Annotated in this window: 22 protein-coding genes; 1 reads left to right on the top strand and 21 read right to left on the bottom strand. The window is 48.7% G+C overall.

Annotated features, from left to right (window positions below; all coding sequences use genetic code 11):
* Positions 1-219: 219 nt before the first annotated feature.
* From CXK86_RS19035 to modA, 20 genes are all read right to left on the bottom strand, one after another.
* Entirely contained in the window at positions 220-936 is a 717-nt protein-coding gene (locus CXK86_RS19035) for a glycosyltransferase (protein ID WP_101314262.1), read from the bottom strand.
* Positions 937-1032: 96 nt separating this feature from the next.
* Entirely contained in the window at positions 1033-1749 is a 717-nt protein-coding gene (locus tag CXK86_RS19030; RefSeq protein WP_074096304.1) for a glycosyltransferase, read from the bottom strand.
* Positions 1746-2687: an NAD-dependent epimerase/dehydratase family protein gene (locus CXK86_RS19025; RefSeq protein WP_101314261.1), complete on the bottom strand. Its 942-nt coding sequence runs from the start codon at positions 2685-2687 to the stop codon at positions 1746-1748. The genes CXK86_RS19030 and CXK86_RS19025 overlap by 4 nt, the downstream gene beginning before the upstream one ends.
* On the bottom strand, positions 2669-3496 hold the full coding sequence (locus CXK86_RS19020) for a dTDP-4-dehydrorhamnose reductase family protein (protein ID WP_036605842.1): 828 nt from the start codon (positions 3494-3496) through the stop codon (positions 2669-2671). The genes CXK86_RS19025 and CXK86_RS19020 overlap by 19 nt, the downstream gene beginning before the upstream one ends.
* Positions 3493-4479: a polysaccharide biosynthesis protein gene (locus CXK86_RS19015; protein WP_017692517.1), complete on the bottom strand. Its 987-nt coding sequence runs from the start codon at positions 4477-4479 to the stop codon at positions 3493-3495. The genes CXK86_RS19020 and CXK86_RS19015 overlap by 4 nt, the downstream gene beginning before the upstream one ends.
* Positions 4472-5563 (bottom strand): non-hydrolyzing UDP-N-acetylglucosamine 2-epimerase, encoded by a 1092-nt coding sequence (gene wecB, locus CXK86_RS19010; protein ID WP_036605946.1) that lies wholly within the window; start codon positions 5561-5563, stop codon positions 4472-4474. The genes CXK86_RS19015 and wecB overlap by 8 nt, the downstream gene beginning before the upstream one ends.
* Positions 5564-5577: 14 nt before the next feature.
* Positions 5578-7203: a glycosyltransferase family 4 protein gene (locus tag CXK86_RS19005; RefSeq protein ID WP_144029807.1), complete on the bottom strand. Its 1626-nt coding sequence runs from the start codon at positions 7201-7203 to the stop codon at positions 5578-5580.
* Between the two features lie 66 nt (positions 7204-7269).
* Complete coding sequence (locus CXK86_RS19000) at positions 7270-8409, bottom strand: CgeB family protein (protein WP_076319759.1); 1140 nt, start codon at positions 8407-8409, stop codon at positions 7270-7272.
* 60 nt (positions 8410-8469) lie between these two features.
* Positions 8470-9564 (bottom strand): CgeB family protein, encoded by a 1095-nt coding sequence (locus CXK86_RS18995; protein WP_081745808.1) that lies wholly within the window; start codon positions 9562-9564, stop codon positions 8470-8472.
* 250 nt (positions 9565-9814) lie between these two features.
* Positions 9815-10159 (bottom strand): FliH/SctL family protein, encoded by a 345-nt coding sequence (locus CXK86_RS18990; protein WP_101314259.1) that lies wholly within the window; start codon positions 10157-10159, stop codon positions 9815-9817.
* A 1-nt stretch (position 10160) separates the two neighbouring features.
* Positions 10161-10460, bottom strand: coding sequence for a hypothetical protein (locus tag CXK86_RS18985; protein ID WP_017692511.1), 300 nt, complete (start codon positions 10458-10460; stop codon positions 10161-10163).
* A complete protein-coding gene (locus CXK86_RS18980) occupies positions 10457-10798 on the bottom strand; it encodes an alpha-helical endospore appendage domain-containing protein (RefSeq protein ID WP_017692510.1) in 342 nt (113 codons plus the stop codon). Before CXK86_RS18980 ends, CXK86_RS18985 begins: the two co-directional genes overlap by 4 nt.
* A gap of 23 nt (positions 10799-10821) precedes the next feature.
* Positions 10822-11109: a hypothetical protein gene (locus CXK86_RS18975; RefSeq protein WP_017692509.1), complete on the bottom strand. Its 288-nt coding sequence runs from the start codon at positions 11107-11109 to the stop codon at positions 10822-10824.
* 121 nt (positions 11110-11230) lie between these two features.
* Complete coding sequence (locus CXK86_RS18970) at positions 11231-11983, bottom strand: amino acid ABC transporter ATP-binding protein (protein ID WP_101314258.1); 753 nt, start codon at positions 11981-11983, stop codon at positions 11231-11233.
* Complete coding sequence (locus CXK86_RS18965; RefSeq protein ID WP_036673453.1) at positions 11980-12690, bottom strand: amino acid ABC transporter permease; 711 nt, start codon at positions 12688-12690, stop codon at positions 11980-11982. The genes CXK86_RS18970 and CXK86_RS18965 overlap by 4 nt, the downstream gene beginning before the upstream one ends.
* Positions 12691-12694: 4 nt before the next feature.
* A complete protein-coding gene (locus CXK86_RS18960) occupies positions 12695-13438 on the bottom strand; it encodes an amino acid ABC transporter permease (protein ID WP_036673451.1) in 744 nt (247 codons plus the stop codon).
* 23 nt (positions 13439-13461) lie between these two features.
* Positions 13462-14283, bottom strand: coding sequence for a transporter substrate-binding domain-containing protein (locus CXK86_RS18955; RefSeq protein WP_373888072.1), 822 nt, complete (start codon positions 14281-14283; stop codon positions 13462-13464).
* Between the two features lie 315 nt (positions 14284-14598).
* The gene (locus CXK86_RS18950) at positions 14599-14931 is read right to left on the bottom strand and encodes a hypothetical protein (protein WP_017692504.1); all 333 of its coding nucleotides are present in this window, start codon (positions 14929-14931) and stop codon (positions 14599-14601) included.
* Positions 14932-15204: 273 nt separating this feature from the next.
* The gene (gene modB, locus CXK86_RS18945; RefSeq protein WP_083669918.1) at positions 15205-15891 is read right to left on the bottom strand and encodes a molybdate ABC transporter permease subunit; all 687 of its coding nucleotides are present in this window, start codon (positions 15889-15891) and stop codon (positions 15205-15207) included.
* Positions 15888-16760, bottom strand: coding sequence for a molybdate ABC transporter substrate-binding protein (gene modA / locus CXK86_RS18940; protein ID WP_101314256.1), 873 nt, complete (start codon positions 16758-16760; stop codon positions 15888-15890). Before modA ends, modB begins: the two co-directional genes overlap by 4 nt.
* A gap of 237 nt (positions 16761-16997) precedes the next feature.
* Here modA and CXK86_RS18935 point away from each other — a divergent pair, with 237 nt between their 5' ends.
* Positions 16998-18041, top strand: a complete 1044-nt coding sequence (locus tag CXK86_RS18935) for a substrate-binding domain-containing protein (RefSeq protein WP_101314255.1) — start codon at positions 16998-17000, stop codon at positions 18039-18041.
* A gap of 144 nt (positions 18042-18185) precedes the next feature.
* Here CXK86_RS18935 and CXK86_RS18930 read toward each other — a convergent pair whose 3' ends face one another.
* Positions 18186-20258, bottom strand: a complete 2073-nt coding sequence (locus CXK86_RS18930; protein ID WP_101314254.1) for a beta-galactosidase — start codon at positions 20256-20258, stop codon at positions 18186-18188.
* Between the last annotated feature and the right edge of the window lie 64 nt (positions 20259-20322).

The raw sequence follows: 20322 nt of genomic DNA, 5'->3' as shown, positions 1-20322 counted from the left end.
TGGGTTTAAGATATTGATATCTGCGCATAGTCCAGTCCCTTCCGTGTATGAATCATTTCATTATACAGAGACTTCAGCAATCGATCACCCTTTGTGTCCACGTATCTGCCCATAAAGCAAAAAAAGAGCTTCCACTTATAACACTTAAAAAGTGTTTCATAAGGGTGCTCTCCTGTCCATTTAATACCTATTCCATTCAGCCATCGTTGCCAAATCCATCTACTTCCAGTACCCGCCAACCTGAAGTAAGTTAAACAGAATAGGCCGATGCTTCTCTTGAACTTTTTCCATCTCGGCAACCAGTGCCTTGAAGTGACGTTTGGTTCCCATTGACTCATGCAATCGGTAACACATCAGAGGTTCATTGTAGTAGAACAGCTCATACATTGGAAACAGCCTCATCCACATCTCATAGTCATGGGTGTAGCGAAAATCAGTGTCGAACAGTCCAAACCGCTCAAATGCTTCCATCTCTAACATGACAGTACAGCCGTTGATCGGACAACCTTCCAGCAGTACCTGCAACATCTCCAGACGACTTCCCACTTCCGGATGCACCGTATCCAACCATTCACTCTTCTCATTCACATAATGGTAGGCACCATGGCAGAATGAAGCCTTAACCTCGCGCATAAACTTCAGTTGTTTCTCCACCCGGTCCAGCAGCATCACATCATCTGAGCTGAGCCAGACAAAGTAATCCCCTGTTGCATGTTTGATGCCCTCATTTAATGCTGTCGCGGTTCCACCGTTTTCTTTGCGAATATAGTGGATGGAATCCATGAATGGCTGTAGCCGCTCCACGTGCTCGGTTGACCCATCATCCACCACGATGACTTCGATATGCGGATACGTCTGGTGAATGGCACTGTGAACAGCCTGCTCGATATAAGCACAATTGTAAAAAGGAATGACGATCGATACTTTTGGCTCCATTCGGGTCTTCCCCTCCTCTTACTGTCTTAGGTAAAATGCTGCGCAAAGAGGGCGTTAATCAGCCATCTTTTGGCTTTCTTAACTGCCCTCCCTACGCTACCCACCAAGCGTCGCTATTCGCTGCAACAGCGGTTCCCGATATCTGGACCATACCATGGATGCCTCTCTGCCGATGACATCCGCATGACGTACCGATCCCATTCCACCATGCCACCGATAGGCAGTAAGCGGTTCATTCAGGTATGGGAACCGATGACCGTTCAGTACAATCCGCATCCAGAGATCCAGATCATGGGTGTAGGGAAGAAGTTCATCGAACAGCCCCACTCCACTAAAGAGATCCTTGCGAATCATGACCGTGCAGCCATTCACTGGATTGCCGTTAACAAACCGTCTTAGTAAATCCATATCCGACATCGGTTCAGGCCCACCATGCATTTTGGTAACTGCCGAATGCTCGTTGATATAATGAAAGTTCGTATGGGAGACGAGCACATTCTCACGCTGCATAAACTCCAGCTGGTAACGAATTTTATCCGGGTACAGATAATCATCCGAACTGAGCCAGGCTACATAATCACCAGAGGCATGGCGGATGCCATGATTAAGTGCCGAAGCCGTCCCGCCATTGCTTTTGCCGAGCACATTAATATAAGGAAGATAGGGTTGAAGCAACTCTGCATGCCGGGTTGAACCGTCATTCACAACAACGATCTCCACATCAGGATACGTCTGGTTCAGCGCACTTTGAATCGCCTGAGGCACATAAGGGCAGTTGTAGAATGGAATGACAATGGATACTCTCGGATTCAACTTGTCGTCCTCCCTTGCTGGACACGAACATCACTCAGGATATCCTGAAGTGATGTGGCAAATGGAATCATCGGCTGCCAGCCAAGCTTGCGCAGCAGTGATAATTCCTCCTGTTTCCCCGAACCATCCGGACCAGAAGATGCCCCATCCCAGCGAACAGGAACTTCCGCTTCTGTCATGGATAACAGCAGATCTGCAATTTCACCAAGACTGCGCTCAACTCCAGACACCACCGAGTATACTGTACCGCTGGACCCGTGTACCAGGAGGGTCGCATACGCTCTGACGGCATCCCGCACATCCAGAAAGTCACGGGTATTGTCCCGTCCGGACAGACGGAATGCCTCGGTTTTGCCCGCCTGCTCACAGGCAACAACATGGCGTGCAAGCAGTGAACAGATGCCTGTGGAAGGACCCGCACCAATCAGATTGCCTGGCTCCGCCAGCATGATCTGTTGTCCGAAGAGCGACATCCACGACAAGGACACCATCTCTTCCAGCGCTTTACTGAGACTGTATGGATGCGGAGGCTGGGGAATCTGGCCAGGTTCCGGCGTATATTTTAACCGCGATCCTACAATAACGGTTCGTGCTGTCGGACAACTGCGAAGCGCATCCAGCAGATACAGCACGGCCATCACATTGGTCTCCAGGACCAGTAGTGGATCAGACCACGAATCAGGCACTGAATTTTTGCCAGCGAGATGCAGCACATAGTCGGGCTGCACCTCGCCGATCAGATGACGTACTTGCTGTTTATCGTTCAGATCACAGACATGGACTTGTGCACCTTTACCGAATGAATACACATCCGGCCTCCGGACTACCGCTGCAACCACTGCACCCGCTTCCCGAAAATAAGATACGGCATGTCGCCCGGTAAAACCGGAAGCGCCTGTAATCAGCACTTTTTTGCCTCTCAGCTCTGCTCCATCCATAATGCCAACTCCTTCAGCATTGTAGAATAATCCGGCAGGTCTGTCTTCACATCCTCGCGAGTGGACACCAGCGTACGGTCCTGCACTACACTGTCATCACGCACAATCGTCACATCCTGCTTATCCCAGGTCTGCTTGAACAATACAAGCAGGTCATGCTTGCTGACAGGTGCCGGATGAGCTAAGTGGATCAGACCACTAACCGATGAGGCCAGGTAATGGTCTACCCATTTGGCCAGCTCAAGGGTGGTCACACCGTTCCAAAATACGCGGGTATACCCCCCAACTTCACCTGTGCTGGACATAAACCATTGCATCAGACCAATGCCGCCCTGGCGAATCTCGGGTCCAATGATGGACGTACGGATCGTCAGATGACCTTCATCCTGAACTTCGCCAAGTGCTTTGGTGATAGCGTAAGCTGAAGTCCCATCCGTAACATCATCTTCCCGGTATGCTCCCCGTTCTCCACTGAACACACAGTCCGTGCTGATATGAATCAGGCGTGCACCAATCGTATCTGCAACCCGCCGCAGACGATGTGGCAGGAAACCATTAATATGATATGCAGTAATTTTGTCCTCATCTGCGAAGTTGTTCAACACACCTACAGCATTAATAATCACATCCGGGTGCACAGCTTCTACCAATCGATCAACCATGAAGCTGTCGTTCACATCCAGGAGCAGACCATTGGGGTCTGTTACATCCCGAGATGTGTAGAAGACGCTGTGTACACCTTGACGGCGGAAATAGTCGACCAAAATATGGCCGGCCATTCCGTTTCCACCAAGTATCAGCAGTTTCATGACAAGAATCCTCCGCGTTTCAGAATTTCACGAATCTCCTCTTTGGTCATGAGTTGGTGTTCAGAACTGAAACTGTTAAAGGAGACCGGAGGACAATTGGTATAATGTTCACGCAGGCCCGGTATGCCCAGGGTAGGAAGAATTACCAGGTACTGCTCATCGTAGACAACGGTGGTCATGCTCTCGAATTCACTCATCAATATTTCATGGATTTTCTCCCCTGGACGAATGCCCCGTTCTACAATGCTCACATTCTCCACACCGGAATCCTCAATCAGTACTTCCGCGAGATCAACGATTTTGCAGGTAGGCATCGTCATGACAAAGATCTCTCCACCGACACTTTCCACCGAAGCTTTGAACAGCAAGGTAATTGCGTCCTTCAGCGTAAGAAAGAATCGAGTCATACTCATATCCGTGATGGAGACCTGCCCTTTCTGGCGGATCTGATTCTTGAACAGATGTACTACACTTCCGTTTGTTCCCAGTACATTTCCACCCCGTACCGTAACAAACTTGGTATCGCTGTGTAACAAGTTTGCATATACAATTAATTTCTCGCCGATCGCTTTTGTCATGCCATAGAAGTTGGACGGATTGGCAGCCTTGTCAGTCGAGATATAGATTACTTTTTCCACCTTGTTCTCAATAGCGGCCTCAATTACGTTCTGTGTACCAATCACATTGGTTTTGAGTGCTTCGTACGGTTGGTCTTCACACACCGGAACATGCTTGAGCGCAGCCAGATGAAATACATAGTCCACATGCTGGCAAGCCGCCGTCAAGGCGTCCTTGTCACGAATATCTCCAATCCGGAAATGAAGACGTGGGTCTTCAAATTCACGACTCATAGCGACTTGGCTAGACTCGTTCCGGGAATATACAATAATTTCTTTGGGCTGCTGGGGCAGTAGTTGAGCCACAAGTTCATAACCCCATGATCCCGTACCACCAGTCACGAGTATACGCTTATTTTCAAACATGCATTTTCCCTCCAAGCAGAAATTTAACCACTTTACTGGATACATCTGTGGCTTTGTAACCTTGCGGGCAATCCCAGTCGCTAGACATCTTTGTCATGACTTTCACGCAATCTGCGATGCGCGCGGCATCCAGACCGGAGACTACATTGCTGCCGCAATCGACCGTTTCCGGCCGCTCGGTAGTTCGACGCATCGTTACGGTCGGCACGCCCATAATGCAACACTCCTCCTGCACGGTACCGCTATCCGTAAGTGCACAGCGTGCATGACGTTCAAGCATTACAAAGTCGAAGAATCCAAACGGCTCGTGAAACTCCACCAGCGGGTTCATCTCCAGATGCAGATGCTCCGCAATCCGGATTGCTGTACGCGGATGAATACTGCAGATCACACGCAACCCGTGTTCCTCTGCGACCTGGTTCAGTCCTTTCATAATCTCCAGCAAATGAGGGGCATGATCCACATTCTCAGCTCGATGGGCAGTAACCAGGAAGTATTGCCCAGACTTCAGCTTGAGCTTCTTCAGTATTTTGCTGGAACTTACTTGCGCGTCGTAGTGTTGCATGACTTCATAGATGGGATTGCCCGTTAGCACGATGCGCCTGCTTGGTACCCCTTCGCTGACCAAATGTTTCTTGCTCTGTTCCGTGTAAGGCATATTAACGGTGGAGATGGCATCAATAACCTTACGATTTTTCTCCTCAGGCACATCCAGGTCAAAGCAACGATTGCCTGCTTCCATATGAATAACAGGAACACCCATGCGCTCAGCCAATACTGCACATAATGCGCTATTGGTATCGCCGAGCAGCAGCAATTTATCGGGTTTCTCCTGCAATATCAGATCTTCCATCTGCGTAAACATCGAGGATAGCTGTCGTCCCAGAGTGGCCGCTTCATCCTGAAGAACGTAATCCGGTGCGCGCAGGCCCATTTCCTTGAAAAAGAGACCGCTGAGACTTTCCGTGAAGTTCTGTCCCGTATGCACCAGAATATGTTTGGACGCGTACTGGTCCAGCTTGGAGATGATCAGGCTGAGCCGTATGATCTCAGGTCTCGTACCCAGCACCGTCATGATCTTCATCGTAATCCCTGCCTTCATCTTGTATTGGAACCCTTGCGCCCTGCTCGGCTACGTCCCGCTTTGGCAGATTTGCGTCTGCGACTAGCCGATTTCCCCATATGTGGACGCGGTCCCTTGGTTGTACGGGTTCTCCCCTTACGTCTGCCAGTTCCGGAAGTACGTTTCAGCCCCTCACGGTCTCGGCGTGAATGAGGTGCAAGTGGCTTGCGACGACGTTTCCGCGTTTTGCCCCTCTGTTGAATCGGCTTTGCAGCCGGGACAGTACCTGAGGCAACAGGAGCATCGTGACCCAATGCGATTGGAGGTAATGAGGAATGTGGCAACGCCTGTATGACGGTCAGTGGGAATAATAGTGCCCGAACCGTAGTTGGCTCCAGAACCAGTACAGTGCGCAGTCCTCCCTCCCCATGGGTATACACAGGTCCATTCGGAGGTTGGATATAAGCAAACCATCCGGGAAAACGCAATAACCACTGTGTCACCATCGTATGCAGTTTCGTTCGGTAGGTTTCAACGCCGTAGAGCCTTTCCGCTTCTGTCCGATTGCGCCACCCCGTATTTGAGGCCAGCTCTGCATCATTCAGCAAGGTTGTCGCCAAGGTGACAAGCGCTTCGGTATCACCCGGAGGGGCCAGAAATGCATCACTGCCTACAGATTCCATTAACTCCTTCAGTCCACCCTGAGCAAAAGCGATGACCGGTTTGGCAAAATAGAGACCCTCCAGTGCGGTCATGCCAAATCCTTCTTTGACCATGCTTGGGATGACCAGGATATCCATCGCGGTATACGCCAGAGATACGTTCTCTTCAAATGTGGTGAAGGTAAACCGGCGTGAATACCCAGATTTTTTCACCCGTGATACACACTCGTCGTAATACTTTTTATCCGATGGTGCCCCGATGATCCAGAAACGACAGCGCGAATGTGTTTCACAGATCCTCAAGGCCATATCTACAAAAGGTTTCAACCCTTTGGCATCATATATAAATGAAGAAATATAACCGATACAGGTCTGTGATGATTTGAAACCAAGCTCCTTACGCTTGCGTTCGCGCAGATGAACCCAGCGGTCCGGTGCTGGTAGCGCGGGTTCCCAAGTTGGGGAGATAATGGTCACTTTGTCACCTATGCCGGCTTCGTGGAATGGGGCTACCGCTGTCTCGGATATACCGATAATCCAATCCGCGTAACGCCCAATCATCTGGATTGCCTCGTTTGTATGTTCATTTGTATGAATGATCTCGGTAATTTTCCAGATGACCGGAATCTGAAGGGACTTTGCCGCTACAGCCGGCATCACATTAACGCAGGTGTTCGTTAACACCATATCGGGAGCAGTCTCCCGTATGAGGGAGACTGCTTCCTGATACGCTGGTGTATGGCGAAGATGCTCCGCATCATCTGCAATGCCCAGGTAAGGTGTGTACACACCGTGAAGCATCGGCAGAGTGCATATTTTGACCTGAATACCGAATCTTCGCGCAAGCCCCGCAAGCTTCCCCTCCTGAGGGGCTACGAGCACACATTCAAAGATCGTACCGATCTCTCTCATAAAATGAAGCAGCAGCTTCTCGGCGCCTGTAATGCTGCGAGTATTACACACATGTGAAAATAACATCATCTTTGGTTTCGTTGCCATGGCCGCACGGACCCTGTACACGATTATCCGATACAGGGTACTGTGCACACCTCCTCCCGGCCAGAATTAAGGGAATATGATGGTTAACATTTCATTAATTCTTTTGCCATACGTGTGGTCTTTCAGTGTACGTTCAAGTCCACGAAGTGCAATCTCACGACGTTCCTTTTCATGAGTAAGATAATATTCCACTTTGTCGAGTAACTCCTGCGGCGAGGAATATGTCTCAATCTCCACACCCGGTTTGTAGAAACGCGCAATGTCATCCCGGGCGTCGGTCAGCTGTAGCGTCGTGGACGCGGCAATTTCAAACGTTCTCGGGTTCGGTGAAGCTGGCGCGATTTTGAGGTGATTATTATTGACGGAATCATCTTCGTGGGATCGATGCAGGTTGATGACAATTTTGGTGCCATTGTACACATCATTGGTCTCCGGCGGACTCATCCAGCGCCCGAGCTCAATCTTCTCGCCATAGGCAGTATAGTCAGGCAGACGGTCCCACCAGATTCCGTTAAATACCGTATTGTGTGACATCAACTGAGGCATGATCGGATTGAAGAAGTATACCCGGTTCCAGTAGGCCGAGCCGATAAAGCTGACATCCCGTTTTAACGGGGAAGGAGTTGTAATCGGAAAGTAATGATTAGTAAATGCGGCAAAAGGGAGGTAGTGAACGGACGCGCAGCCGATTTGTCGATATAGATCGATACAGTTCAGTTCCAACGTGAAGACATGGTCAAAATGTGTCACAATATCCAGCGTCATATCTGTATAGTACGGGTCATCCGTGAGCCAGATCGCCGTCTGAATGCCCGCTTGGCGAATCGCATCGATATGCTCGATGGGGATATCCATTCCATCCAGCACAAGCACAAGATCAGGACGCGTCTGCAGCGCAATTTCAGAAATCGGTTGACGCGGATCAGAGAGGGTTACTTGAGCTACCATACCCTGTAGCGTGGCCATAATGGCCTCATCCAACGGGGAGTAAGGGAAGCCTTTACCCGAGGATACATACAGCACGTGAAGCTGTCGGAAAGGCAACGGTTCCTGTGCACAATTCACAATATAGTTGGCGCGACCGCGCAGATATCCTTCTTCCTTACCTGCGTCATATCCGGCATGTTGCCCATTTTTGCGTGCTTGATCAGCCAGGCTTAGTACGGGTGCATGAATCTTTTTAGTTTTACGGTGTTTGAGAGACATACCGCCACTCCTTTATTTTTTGGGATAGGATTCTTGTTGATGCTGCACTTCAGACGGGAATTACAAATGTTCCAGCAACTGACCGATCCGGCGAGTGAATGTATGCTGGTTCATCGTGGTGAGAAGTCCACGCCACGCCATCGCCTGTCGTTCTTCTTCATGCTTCAGATAATAGTGGATCTTGCGCTGAAGTTCTGCTGCGTTGGTGAACGTCTCGATGTCATATCCCGGCTTATAATAACGGGGTAAATCTGCACGTGCATCCGTAATCTGCATTGTGCCGCAGGCGCTGATCTCATACGTGCGTGGATTAATCGAGTGACCTTTAAGATGATGTGTATTACGATTGTCTTCCCCATTCTCGCAAGTCCGGTGAATGTTAATGACAATCTTGGCGCCATTGTAATAATCTACTGTCTCTCCAGGAGCAATCCATCCTTCGTGGATGAAACGGCCTAGTACATCATAGCGTGTCAACCGATTCCACTGGCTACCCGCAATGAATACCTTTTTGTCCGCTAGAAAAGGGGCCAGCTCATCAAACAAGGCAATCCGGTTCCAGAATCCGGTACCGATAAAACAAATGTCGTGCTGATGCTGCGGTGCCGCGCGCCGCGGTTGAAACATGCCTGGATTCACCGCGAGTGGCATATAGATGACCTGGTTCGCTCCATGTCCCAGATAGAAGGGCACCGCGGCCTCTTCATGCGTAAACACGACATCATAGTGCTGGCAAAGGGACGTTGTATCTTCGGTGAAATACGGATCATCCACAAACCACACGGCAGTTCGGATACCGAGTGCACGTATGCCATTCACCTGCTCTACATGATCTGCGGGGAATACATGCAGACCATTCATGACGAGCACAACATCGGGCCGATGCTGACTGGCTTCCTGCAACATCGCTGCTGGCGATCCAACAACGCATTCACGTACAGATTGCTGCAGAGCCAAGGTGACACCTTCATCGATGGCGTCGAATCCTTGCGGGATATATAACACCTTCATGTCCCGCAGGGTCGGTTCAAACATCTGCACCCGCTCCATCATGGCTTGACAGCCGCCAAATCTGCGGCCTTCTGCATATCCGCCGCGGTAAGCCGTTTCCGCTTCGGTCAGCGGACGGTGCCTTCGTTTTGCCACATTATTCACCCTGTCTTCCTTCAGGAGATCTCACTTCCAGACTCTCCCCGAGATTGGTCTTCCCTCTAAAGGATATGCCTCGGGGTCAGATGCATCATGGACGGGTGTCCTGCAAGGCGCAAAATTGGCGCATGCCCTCCACATCCGCCTGTACGGGCATGTCCGCTTTTGCGGCGATGCAAATAACCCGGAGGGATTTGTCCCCCGGGCTAACTGTATACAGGTATCATTCCATACAGTAATAATCCTATCTACTCGGTTACTGTGCTTTGTAAGCCAGCTGATGTCCGTCCTCGAATCCCTTGGCGAAACCCGCGTTGAATCCCTCGTTGTACGCCTCGTTGTATCCCTGGCTGTACGCACCGTCCGGGTTCGGATCGGTAGGGGTAGCCGGGACGACTGGTTGTACGGGCTTTGGACTCCGGTGCCGCCGTACCGCACGTTTCTTTTTTTTGAGCCACGCACTGCGTCCTTTAAGTGGACGTTTGTGAAGAACACGTTTGGCTCTGAGCGCACGCAGTTTGCGAATTTTGCGCAGACGGGCTCCACGGATTAACAAAGCTCTTTTGGTTCTCAGTCGTATTTTCTTCTTCTTCTTTAACATGTCAACATTCCTCCTGTATGTCCCGAACGATACGAATTGCACACCCGGGGTCTTTGAGCCACGGCAAGCCAGGCTCCCCATGCTGGATTCGGGCCAGCCTGATTCCCGTAACCATACGAGACATTTCTGCCTGATAGCGACTCAGCAAACGAATGTTTTCGGCCAGACTGCGGGCGGATACTTCCGAATGAGCGGTTACACTGGCTACACTGTCCAGAATGCGTGCCAGCGCCTGCTGACTGTGTGCAATGGATTCAATGAGCGCCAGTTTGGCTTCCTGCTCACGCCGCATCAGACTCATTTTCCCATGTCTCCCAGATCCATGCCGCCAAACATGCCACCGTCCATACCGCCGCCATCTTCGCTATCGTTCTGCACCATCACCGCTTTGAGATTGTTGCACAGTCCGGTCTCCATCCGGGTTAATCCTTCCAGTAATTCCACCAGCTGATCATGCATTTTAAGCGGCTCGCCTACCTGATCCCCATGCGTCAGAAAGGTATCCCCATTCAAATGATTCAGCGTCCAGTTCCGTACCTTCTCGGCCTCAATCGCTTTTGCCTCCAGGATCAGGGCAATATTCCACTGCATTTTGGCTGCTGCGTCCAGCATCAGAATGAGGCTCTGTTCTCTACTCATGTTCCTTCACCCGCCTTCCGGGCTTATTCTTCCTCTTGAACCGCGATCTCCCGCATGACTTGGGTCAGCGTTTCGGCTACAGCCTCTTCCAGATCTGCAAGGCCCCCCAAGTAAGAGATAATGCTTTTGTTGATTTGCCCAGAGCTATCCAGCAGACCGTCAACGCCGTCCAACTCCGGTTCGATATCTGGCAAATGATTGATGATTTCAGACATGCGTACAGCGACTTGGCGTTTGGCATCCAGCACACGTGCGATCTGCTGGTGAGAGTGTGCAATATGTGTGATGATTTCATCGATTTTGCTCTGCATGGTCCTCCTCCTTACCGTCACGGCCTGCTTCACCCATAGAAAAACCCGGCCTATCAGCATTTGCCTGTTACAGCATATGCCGGGCCGGGATCGTCAGTTACTACAGCTTGCGCCTATATCGTCAGATGACATAACTCCAGTCGGAAGAATATCGACTGAGGAATTGGCGAGTACGTTCCTGCTTGGGACGTACAAACACCTCCTCCGGGGTCCCTTCCTCCACAACGGAACCTCCATCCATGAAAACAACCCGATTTGCCACCTCACGGGCAAACCCCATTTCATGGGTGACTACAATCATGGTAATCCCCTCTTGAGCAATGGAGCGGATGACAGACAACACTTCTCCCACAAGCTCGGGGTCCAGCGCCGAGGTCGGTTCATCAAACAAAATCACTTCGGGATTCAGTGCCAATGCTCTGGCGATGCCCACCCGTTGCTGTTGTCCACCTGACAACATACTTGGATACTCATTGATTTTGGCAGACAGTCCGACTTGTTCAAGCACGCGCAAGGCACGCGTGCGGGCATCGGCTTTGGACATTTTCTGGGCAATAATTAATCCCTCCGTGACGTTATCCAGCACCGTCTTGTGTTTGAACAGATTATAATGCTGGAACACCATCGCCGTTTTTTGTCTCAACTGCACAATGTCATGTTTGCGTGCATGCTTGCAATCGACGGTTAATCCACTGATCTGAACCTCGCCCTCATCGGCACGTTCCAGAAAATTGACGCAGCGCAGCAGCGTTGTTTTGCCTGATCCACTCGGTCCAAGGATCGCTACGACATCGCCCTGTTCCACGGTCAGATCAATTCCCTTCAATACTTCCTGCTTGCCAAAAGTTTTGTGTATGTTGGTTAGTGTAATCATGACACGCCTCCTTTGCTGTACACGGCAACCCGACGTTCAAGCAGAGCAGTGATCCGCTCGGCAATGATGGTCAGCCCCCAATAGATGAACGCTGCGGCGATAAAGGCCTCCAGAAACTTCAGACTGACGGATGCCACCACATCCGCTTTACCGAGGATGTCCATCTGAGACACGGTAAAAGCGAGTGTTGATCCATGCAGGAACCCAACAAACATACTGCACAGGTTAGGCAATACCGCCCCGATCGCTTGAGGGATGATGATACGTCTTAAAGCCTGGAATGTGCTCATACCTACAGCGTGAGCCGCCTCCATCTGGCCGATATCCACAGCAAGAATGCCTGAACGGATAATCTCGGACATATAAGCGCCCGCAGTGAGTGAGAAAGCAATCAGTACAAATACGAGAATTGGAATCGACGAGGATTGGAAAGCCCAACCGTAACGTTCCGCCAGCTTATCGATAATCATCGGAATACCGTAATAGATGAGGAATAGATGCATCAACATCGGTGTTCCACGCAGGAATGAAACGTAGAAGTCAGCAATGCGGTGAATCCACCGCACGCGATAGATACGGATCAGAGCTGTAGCCAGACCGATTCCGAAGCCTGCAATCAACGGAACAATCGTAATGACAAGTGTCAGTGGCAATGCCTTCAGGATTTGAAAAAAAGATGTATAGATAAACTGGAGATCAATCGACATATGCTCACCCCGCTATTCGTTTCAGGCGTTTGGCTCGAATTGCCGGTTTGTGTACGACTCTTTTGCGTTCATGACGCTGGAGTCTGCGTTCTGCAAAGGCAAATCCTTTTTCAAGCACAATAACAATGACATAATAGACCACAGACAGACTGATATACACTTCAAGTGCATGCGATGTAGCCGAAATTAACGTCTGCCCTCTGCCCACCATATCCATGACACCAATGGAGAAGGCCAAAGAAGTATCCTTTAATGAACCGATTAACGTGTTAGCCATGTTCGGAAAAGCAACAATCAGTGCCTGCGGAACAACAATCCGCCGAAAAGACTGGAATGTGGTCATACCCGCAGCATAGGCTGCTTCCGTCTGACCTTTATCCACACTGCGCACCGCTCCGCGAAAGATCTCGGCAAAGGATGCCGCATCACTAAGCGCATAGGTCACAATGACAAATAACAACGGGTCGGTTCTCGACAGGTCGATGCCAATGGGTTTGAGCAACTCGGGAAGTCCGTAATACACCAGGAACAATTTGATCAGGATCGGTGTGCCCCTCATGAATGAGACGTACAGGGTGGCCAACTGGCTTAGTACCGGAATCCGATACAGCCGGGGAACGGCCAGAAGCACGCCGCCCACCAGTCCGAGCACGATGGAACCACCTAGTACAATCAGTGTTATATGCAAATATCGTAGCAGTTCCGGGATGAAATCCAGAACCAATGACAGATCAAATGATTTTCCCATTACCGCTGCACACCTTTCTCAGACTACTCTTCAACCGTATAGTCAGCTCCAAGCCACTCTTTGCTCAGTTTGCCTAACGTTCCATCTTCTTTGATCGCTTTGAGCGCTTCGTCCACTTTGGTTTTGAGCTCCTGCTCATCTTTGTTCAGAATGAAGTATACTTTGGAGTTGGAGAGGGCATCTCCTACCGTTTTCAGCTGAGCATCAACCGCCTTATTCTGATAATCAATGGCAAACTGCGTGCTGATGGTGGCATCCACCCGGCCTGTTTTGATCTGGGTAATGGTATCCTCACCCGCTCCGGAATAAACGATATCAATCCCGTTGCCGTTCGCTGCATTCCATTTCTCAGCAAGTACAGCCGCATTACTTGTAGCACCAACAATCAGTTTTTTCCCTTTGAGATCCTCAATCGATTTTACTTCCTCATTTTTCTGACTTACGACAATTTTATTTGGAAAAATATTATAGGCTTCATCATTAAACAGGAACTTGGCCTGTCTCTCATCATTCACTTCCATCTGGTGAGCGATCAGGTCAATTTTTTTTGTTTCCAGACTCAGCAACAGATTTTTAAAATCCATCGTGCTGAATTCGAATTCATATTCAGGCAAACGTTTGTCGATCTCCCGGATCAGTTCCACATCATAACCTGTTAACTTGCCATTCTCATCAATGAAGCAGACATTTGGAAACTGTGTACCTGTTCCTACAATGATCTTTTTCACTTTGGTGTCGCCTGCTGCCGAAGCAGATTCTGAATCATTACTTGCAGTTCCTGTGCTGCATCCAGCCAGTACCGCCAGCATTGTAATGAACAGCAGTGCTGTCCGGAATTTTTGAATCCCCCGTTTTTTAACCATTCCCAATCTCCTCCACAGGCTGTTATCACAGCAAATATGATGTGTACTCCCATTCCTCTTCCTATTAACAAACCATTCTTACTTGTATAGTCGGAATTAGGTTGAACAAAGAATATCATTACAAGTCATCTTAGGGCAATAACTAAACTAATAGGACATCCTGATATGGTTATAGGACTTCTCTATAGTACAAGAAAAAGCCATCCCCCATATCGATTGGCGGATGGCTTCTTCTTGTATGACTCTCACTGGTTATACCATTTTGGCGGTGCATCACTTGGTGTGTACACTACTCATCTATCTGCGACTCGCCCATTTAATTTTACGTGCAACTTCCACTCGCTGTAATTGTAAGAGACCGATCCGTTCCTCGAACTTCTTGCGTTCGTCCATGGAATGAGCGGCATGAATCTGGTGGCACAGACCTGTCAGTTTGCTGTTGATGTAATCAAACCGTGTCCATAGTTCCTCTTCAGGTGTGCGTTGCTGCTCCGTCGCCGTCTGAAATATTTTGAGTTGGCGGATAAGGGATTGTTGCCATTCCTGATCCTGAATTTGGATGGCAAAATGCAAAAGATCCAGATAGTCATCAATTTGCAACGAAACGCCGCAATCAGATTTAGTGTTCATCGTCGTCTCTCCTTATTTCAGTACTTGGCTGGAATCCATTACTTCTATCTTACAGGAACAAGCCCACTGAAAGCGAGTACTGAACGATTAAATTTCGGGAAAATTTTTATTTTTTTATGTTAAAACAGCTTTACATTTCCATAAAGACCAATTTGGCAGGATATTGATATTGGTACATATGAAATTGGTAATAAAAACCCGTTTTGAGGAAAAAAGTTTTTTCCTCAAAACGGGTTTTTCATCATTTTATATATAATATTAACACATATCAAATTAGTCATTTTTTCCATCTCGCTGCTGTCTGGTCATCAGTAACATGAGAAATGAGATGATAATAATGGAAACAGTCCATGCCCAAGCCATGGTCTGATTGCCCGAATCCACAGCGACATAGATTGCCGTGGGTACCGTTTGTGTTTTGCCCGGAATATTGCCTGCAATCATAAGTGTGGCTCCGAATTCACCGAGTGCCCGGGCAAAGCCCAGGATGAAGGCGGTCATCAATGCTCTGCCTGCGAGCGGCAAGGAAATGTAACGAAAGACCTGCCACTCATTCGCCCCAATCGAACGACCCGCATCCTCCAGATCACGATCCACACCACTGAATCCCGATTTCATCGTCTGATACACCAGTGGAAAAGCAACCACCACCGAAGCAATCACCGCAGCCCACCAGGTGAAAATAACCGGTGCGGAGAATATGGCTTCAATCCATTGTCCAAACAGACTTTTACGCCCCAATATGACAAGTAACAGAAATCCAACCACCGTCGGAGGAAGGACTAGCGGCAGCATAAATGCCGTTTCCAGCAGAATCTTTCCCCGAAATGAAGAACGTGACATCTTCCAGGCTATCGCAATTCCGAGCACAGTGGCCACTACGCTGGATAATAACGCTACCTGAAGCGATAGGCGCACCGGTGACCAGAATACGGACCAGTCTATGGCGTTCACATTCATTCCGGAATTGTGAATCCGTATTTCGCGAAGATATCGAGCACTTCAGGGGTTTGTAAATACGCATAAAATTGTTCGGCCTCTGTACGGTGTTTGGTTCCTTCAATAATGCCTATTGGATAATTGGCTGGTGTGTAGCTGTTCTTGTCCACCTCAAACGCAATTTTCACCTGATCCGAAGTAAGAGCATCCGTTTTATATACAAATCCTGCATCTGCATTACCCGTCTCTACATATTGAAGAACCTGTCTAACGTCTTTCCCCTGCACAAGCTTACTTTCCAGTTCATCCCACAGCTTGGCATTGGTCAGAGCTTCCTTGGCATAGGTTCCCGCAGGAACACTTTCCGGAATCCCAATGGCTACCGTCTTGATGGAGTCGCTGGTGAGATCCGTTTCACTGGTTACTGTGTGGGTCCCATCTGCTGGCACTATGGCCACCAGTGAATTCTGTAGCAGATTCTTCTGATCGCCCGATGCAATCAGGTTTTCATCCACTAGCGCATTCATATTTTTCGTTGCCGCCGATACAAAGACATCAGCCGGGGCACCCTGTTCAATCTGCTGTTGCAAGGCACCCGAGGCGCCAAAGTTAAAATTAAGTTCTATATAAGGATTAGCTAGCTCATAATTGGTTTCAATCTCTTTCATTGCATCGGTCAGACTGGCCGCCGCAGAGATCGTCAGATCTACCGTTTCCTGAGGATCGTTATTGCCTGCTGATGAACTTTCACCTGATGCCGCTGGCGTTGAGGTCGTTTGTTCTGCACTTGTGGATGTATCCGTAGTGCCCGTGTTTGCGCCGCAACCAGCCAATACAAGAGCCAGTCCCAGTGACATACTTCCCAACACATATCCGATTCTCTTTCTCATTCATTTCTCTCCCAACGTTATCTTTAGATATAACTAGTTATAATTGATTATATCTAATTATACACAAGACAAAAAAAATGGGAAGGTGATTAAGATCACATTTGATTTTTGTTATCTGTCCTATGCGTTTATTGCGTGTTCTCAAGTTTATGGCATCCCTCAATTAATGATATAGTACAAGAAACATTCATAATAAAACCATAATTGCTCTATACCTTTGAAGGAGGATCTTCACTTATGACGGAGGAGCAATCCTACACAACCGAAGAAATATCCAAGCTACTCAAAATATCGAAACTGACGGTCTATGACCTGATCAAAAAAGGAGACCTCGTCGCATACCGTGTGGGTAAACAAATGCGAATTGATGCAACCGATCTGGAGGCATATAAACGTCGCTCCAAGCAACTTCAGTCCTCAGGGCAGCGTATCCCGACTCCTCATCAGACCTCGGCATCAGGGACCCAGCCAGGTCAGGGTGATTTTCAGGGAACTTCCTTACAATCGACTACACCCGTTGGGTCTACGCATGCGATTACTCCAGCGAGTTCTGCTCATGCAATGACTGCTGTACCACGGCATCTGGTCATAACAGGTCAGGATGTCAGTCTGGATATTCTAATGCGCCATATGGAAAAACAAACTCGGGACATTCGTCCGCTACGTTCGTTCATGGGCAGTCTGGATGGGCTTATCTCGATGTATCGCGGTGAGTCCGATCTGGTCAGCACGCATCTGCTCGACGGAGATACCGGTGAGTATAATCTGCCGTATATTCGCAAAATTCTGACAGGACGATCTTATGTTGTGGTGAACTTGCTATCACGACCTGCCGGACTATATGTACAGCGTGGCAATCCACAGAACTTGCAGAATTGGACCGATCTGAGCAAGCCTGAACTGAGACTAGCCAATCGGGAGATAGGTTCTGGCGCGAGAGTATTGCTGGATGAGCAACTTCGACTGCATGGAATTCCTGCCGCAGGTCTGATCGGATATGAAACCGAGGAAACCAGTCATATGGGCGTGGCTGCCAAAGTCAGTTCAGGTGAAGCTGATGTCGGAGTTGGCATTGAAAAAGCTGCACGACTTGTGGGTCAGGTTGATTTTGTTCCGCTCACTCAGGAGCGCTATGATCTGGTCATGCTGAGGAAGCAAGGTAATGAAGCTTGGACAGAATCTGTACTGCGAATTCTCCAATCGCCGGAGTTCAGGCAGGAACTGCAATCATTCGAGGGATATGACGTATCCCGGACAGGTGAGATTTTGTACGAAGCATAGTTAAACGAAATGTAGACAATAACAGCCCATACTTAATGTGTATTTAACATTACATCATGCATATACAAAACGCCTTGCAATGGCTGCAAGGCGCTTTTGGTGTTTCATTCTATAAATAATGCATGATATGGATGATTGAATTTTTTAATGTGGCAAATCGATCTCCAGGATGAATACACCATACGCGGGCATGTTGATCTCATTCTGAAGTGTTGTACCTGACAGTAACTCTCTTGCTTGCTTCTTAAGTTTAATGGGGACTTGTTGATCCGAGTAGTTGAGTAAAAATACATAAGCTTTATCCTTACCGGAACGGATACCAAGCTCAACTTCGGACGGTACCTCTACCAGGTCACCCACAGGTGAAGATAGCTCTATTTCTTCCAGGAGAGCATCTACGACCGGTTCATTGTAAGCCGCTCCATAATACCATACTTGCCCCTGACCTACCGTACGTTTGGTCAATGCAGGACTACCTGCATAATATTCAGATGTATACTCAGCCATGACCTGCACGTCAGCATGCTCTACATAAAGAACTTCGTTAAATCCGGCCGTTGACGTTCCCTCCTGAAGTCGCTCACTCGCCCCATTCCATTGCAGTTTGGCTGCTGGAATGGTTCCTTTGATTAAGGTAAAGTCCTCTACGGTTACACCACACAACTCAGCGACAGCCCCAGGGAACGGTCTCATATAACAATGCCCCCTGAGATCCTTATATCCAGTGCGCGCACCGAAAAACAGAGTGCCTCCTTGACTGACATAGGCTTGCAGAAGTTCTGCTGTCTCGTCTGTCATGATGGCCGGATGAGCATAGATGATCACCTTATAATCGGATAACTCTTCCAGTGTTGTCGTTGGTTGCAGTGTAACCATGTCCGTCGGAATATGACGATACTGGAGCTGTTTATACCAGGAGCGAACACTCTGTTGCTGAAGCGGGCCGTGCCATTCGTCCAACTCTCCGTCCCACAGGTTATCGTAATCCTGTAGGATCGCAACATCGGCTTGATATGTAGTGCCCGCAATAACACGCCCGATCTTGGCAAACTCTTCCCCTACTTGTGCAACCTCGCGTACTCTTCTGTTGGGTTGATTATGGTAATCATTGATGCCATGCCAGTACATCTCCGTGCCAAATGTTGCCGTCCGCCAGCGGAAGTAGACGAGTAGATCTGTTCCGTGAAGAACAGATTGATACGACCATAATCGGATCTGTCCCGGTCTTGGCGTACCCATGCCTATACTGTCGACCCAGCCTCCTGGCCCAGACTGTTGTTCCATGACGCAGAAGTTCGGTGACATGTTACGTACGTTCGACAGTTTCATGCTCCAGGCCCGATCTTGTAATGAGTTATCGTCTGTCCCTGGGAAGATCGTGGCAAACTGCGGATACGAATCATAGGAGAAGAAATCCAATAGCTCCTCTGTCATTTCATGATTATCCAAGTGTCCAAACGTACCGTTTGTTGTGATCCAATGTTCCGGGTCCAGTTCCCGAATGATGTCCACCTGAAGCTTGGCAAATGAAATGGTATTGGCGGAGATGAATCTCTTTTCATCTAGTGCCAGGTGAGGATTGGGCGATGAACTGACCATATTTCGGGTAAGGTGAACTTGCTCCCAGTCAGTATAGGTCTGACTCCAGAAAACGGTTCCCCATGCTTGGTTCAGATTCTCTAACGATTCATAACGATCCTTTAACCATTCACGGAAGGCGACATGGTCCGCCTCAGCATAGAAAACATCCATATGACAATTGAATTCATTATCGATCTGCCATCCAATGAGAGCCGGATGATCTTTATAGGCAATCACCATATTGCGCACGATTTTTTCACATTGCTGTCTGAAGATTGGGCTGCTGTAGTTGGTATGACGCCGCATGCCGTGTTGATACAATACCCCGTCCTTATTTGCGTTTAATACTTCAGGATATTTGGATGTTAACCACGCTGGTGGAGTTGCAGTCGGTGTTCCCAAAATAACACTTAAACCATATTGATGCGCCAGATCCAGTGCCTTCTGAAAAAAACTAAAATCGAACTGGTCTTCTTCCGGTTCAAAGATGGACCATGCAAATTCAGCCATCCGAATAACTGTGATATTCATCTCTTTCATTCTACGGAAATCGTCCTCCCACAACGCTTCCGACCAGTGCTCAGGGTAATAACAGACCCCCATTTTTAATTCATCCATTTGGATTGATTTTGCCACCTTTAATTGCCCCCTTAACCTGCCATATTGCCTCCATTCTATTGGAACCTTCACATATAATAAA

Origin of the sequence: Paenibacillus sp. BGI2013 (assembly GCF_002843485.1) — a bacterium.
Taxonomy (GTDB): domain Bacteria; phylum Bacillota; class Bacilli; order Paenibacillales; family Paenibacillaceae; genus Paenibacillus; species Paenibacillus amylolyticus.
This window is presented reverse-complemented; position numbering and strand designations above follow the sequence as displayed.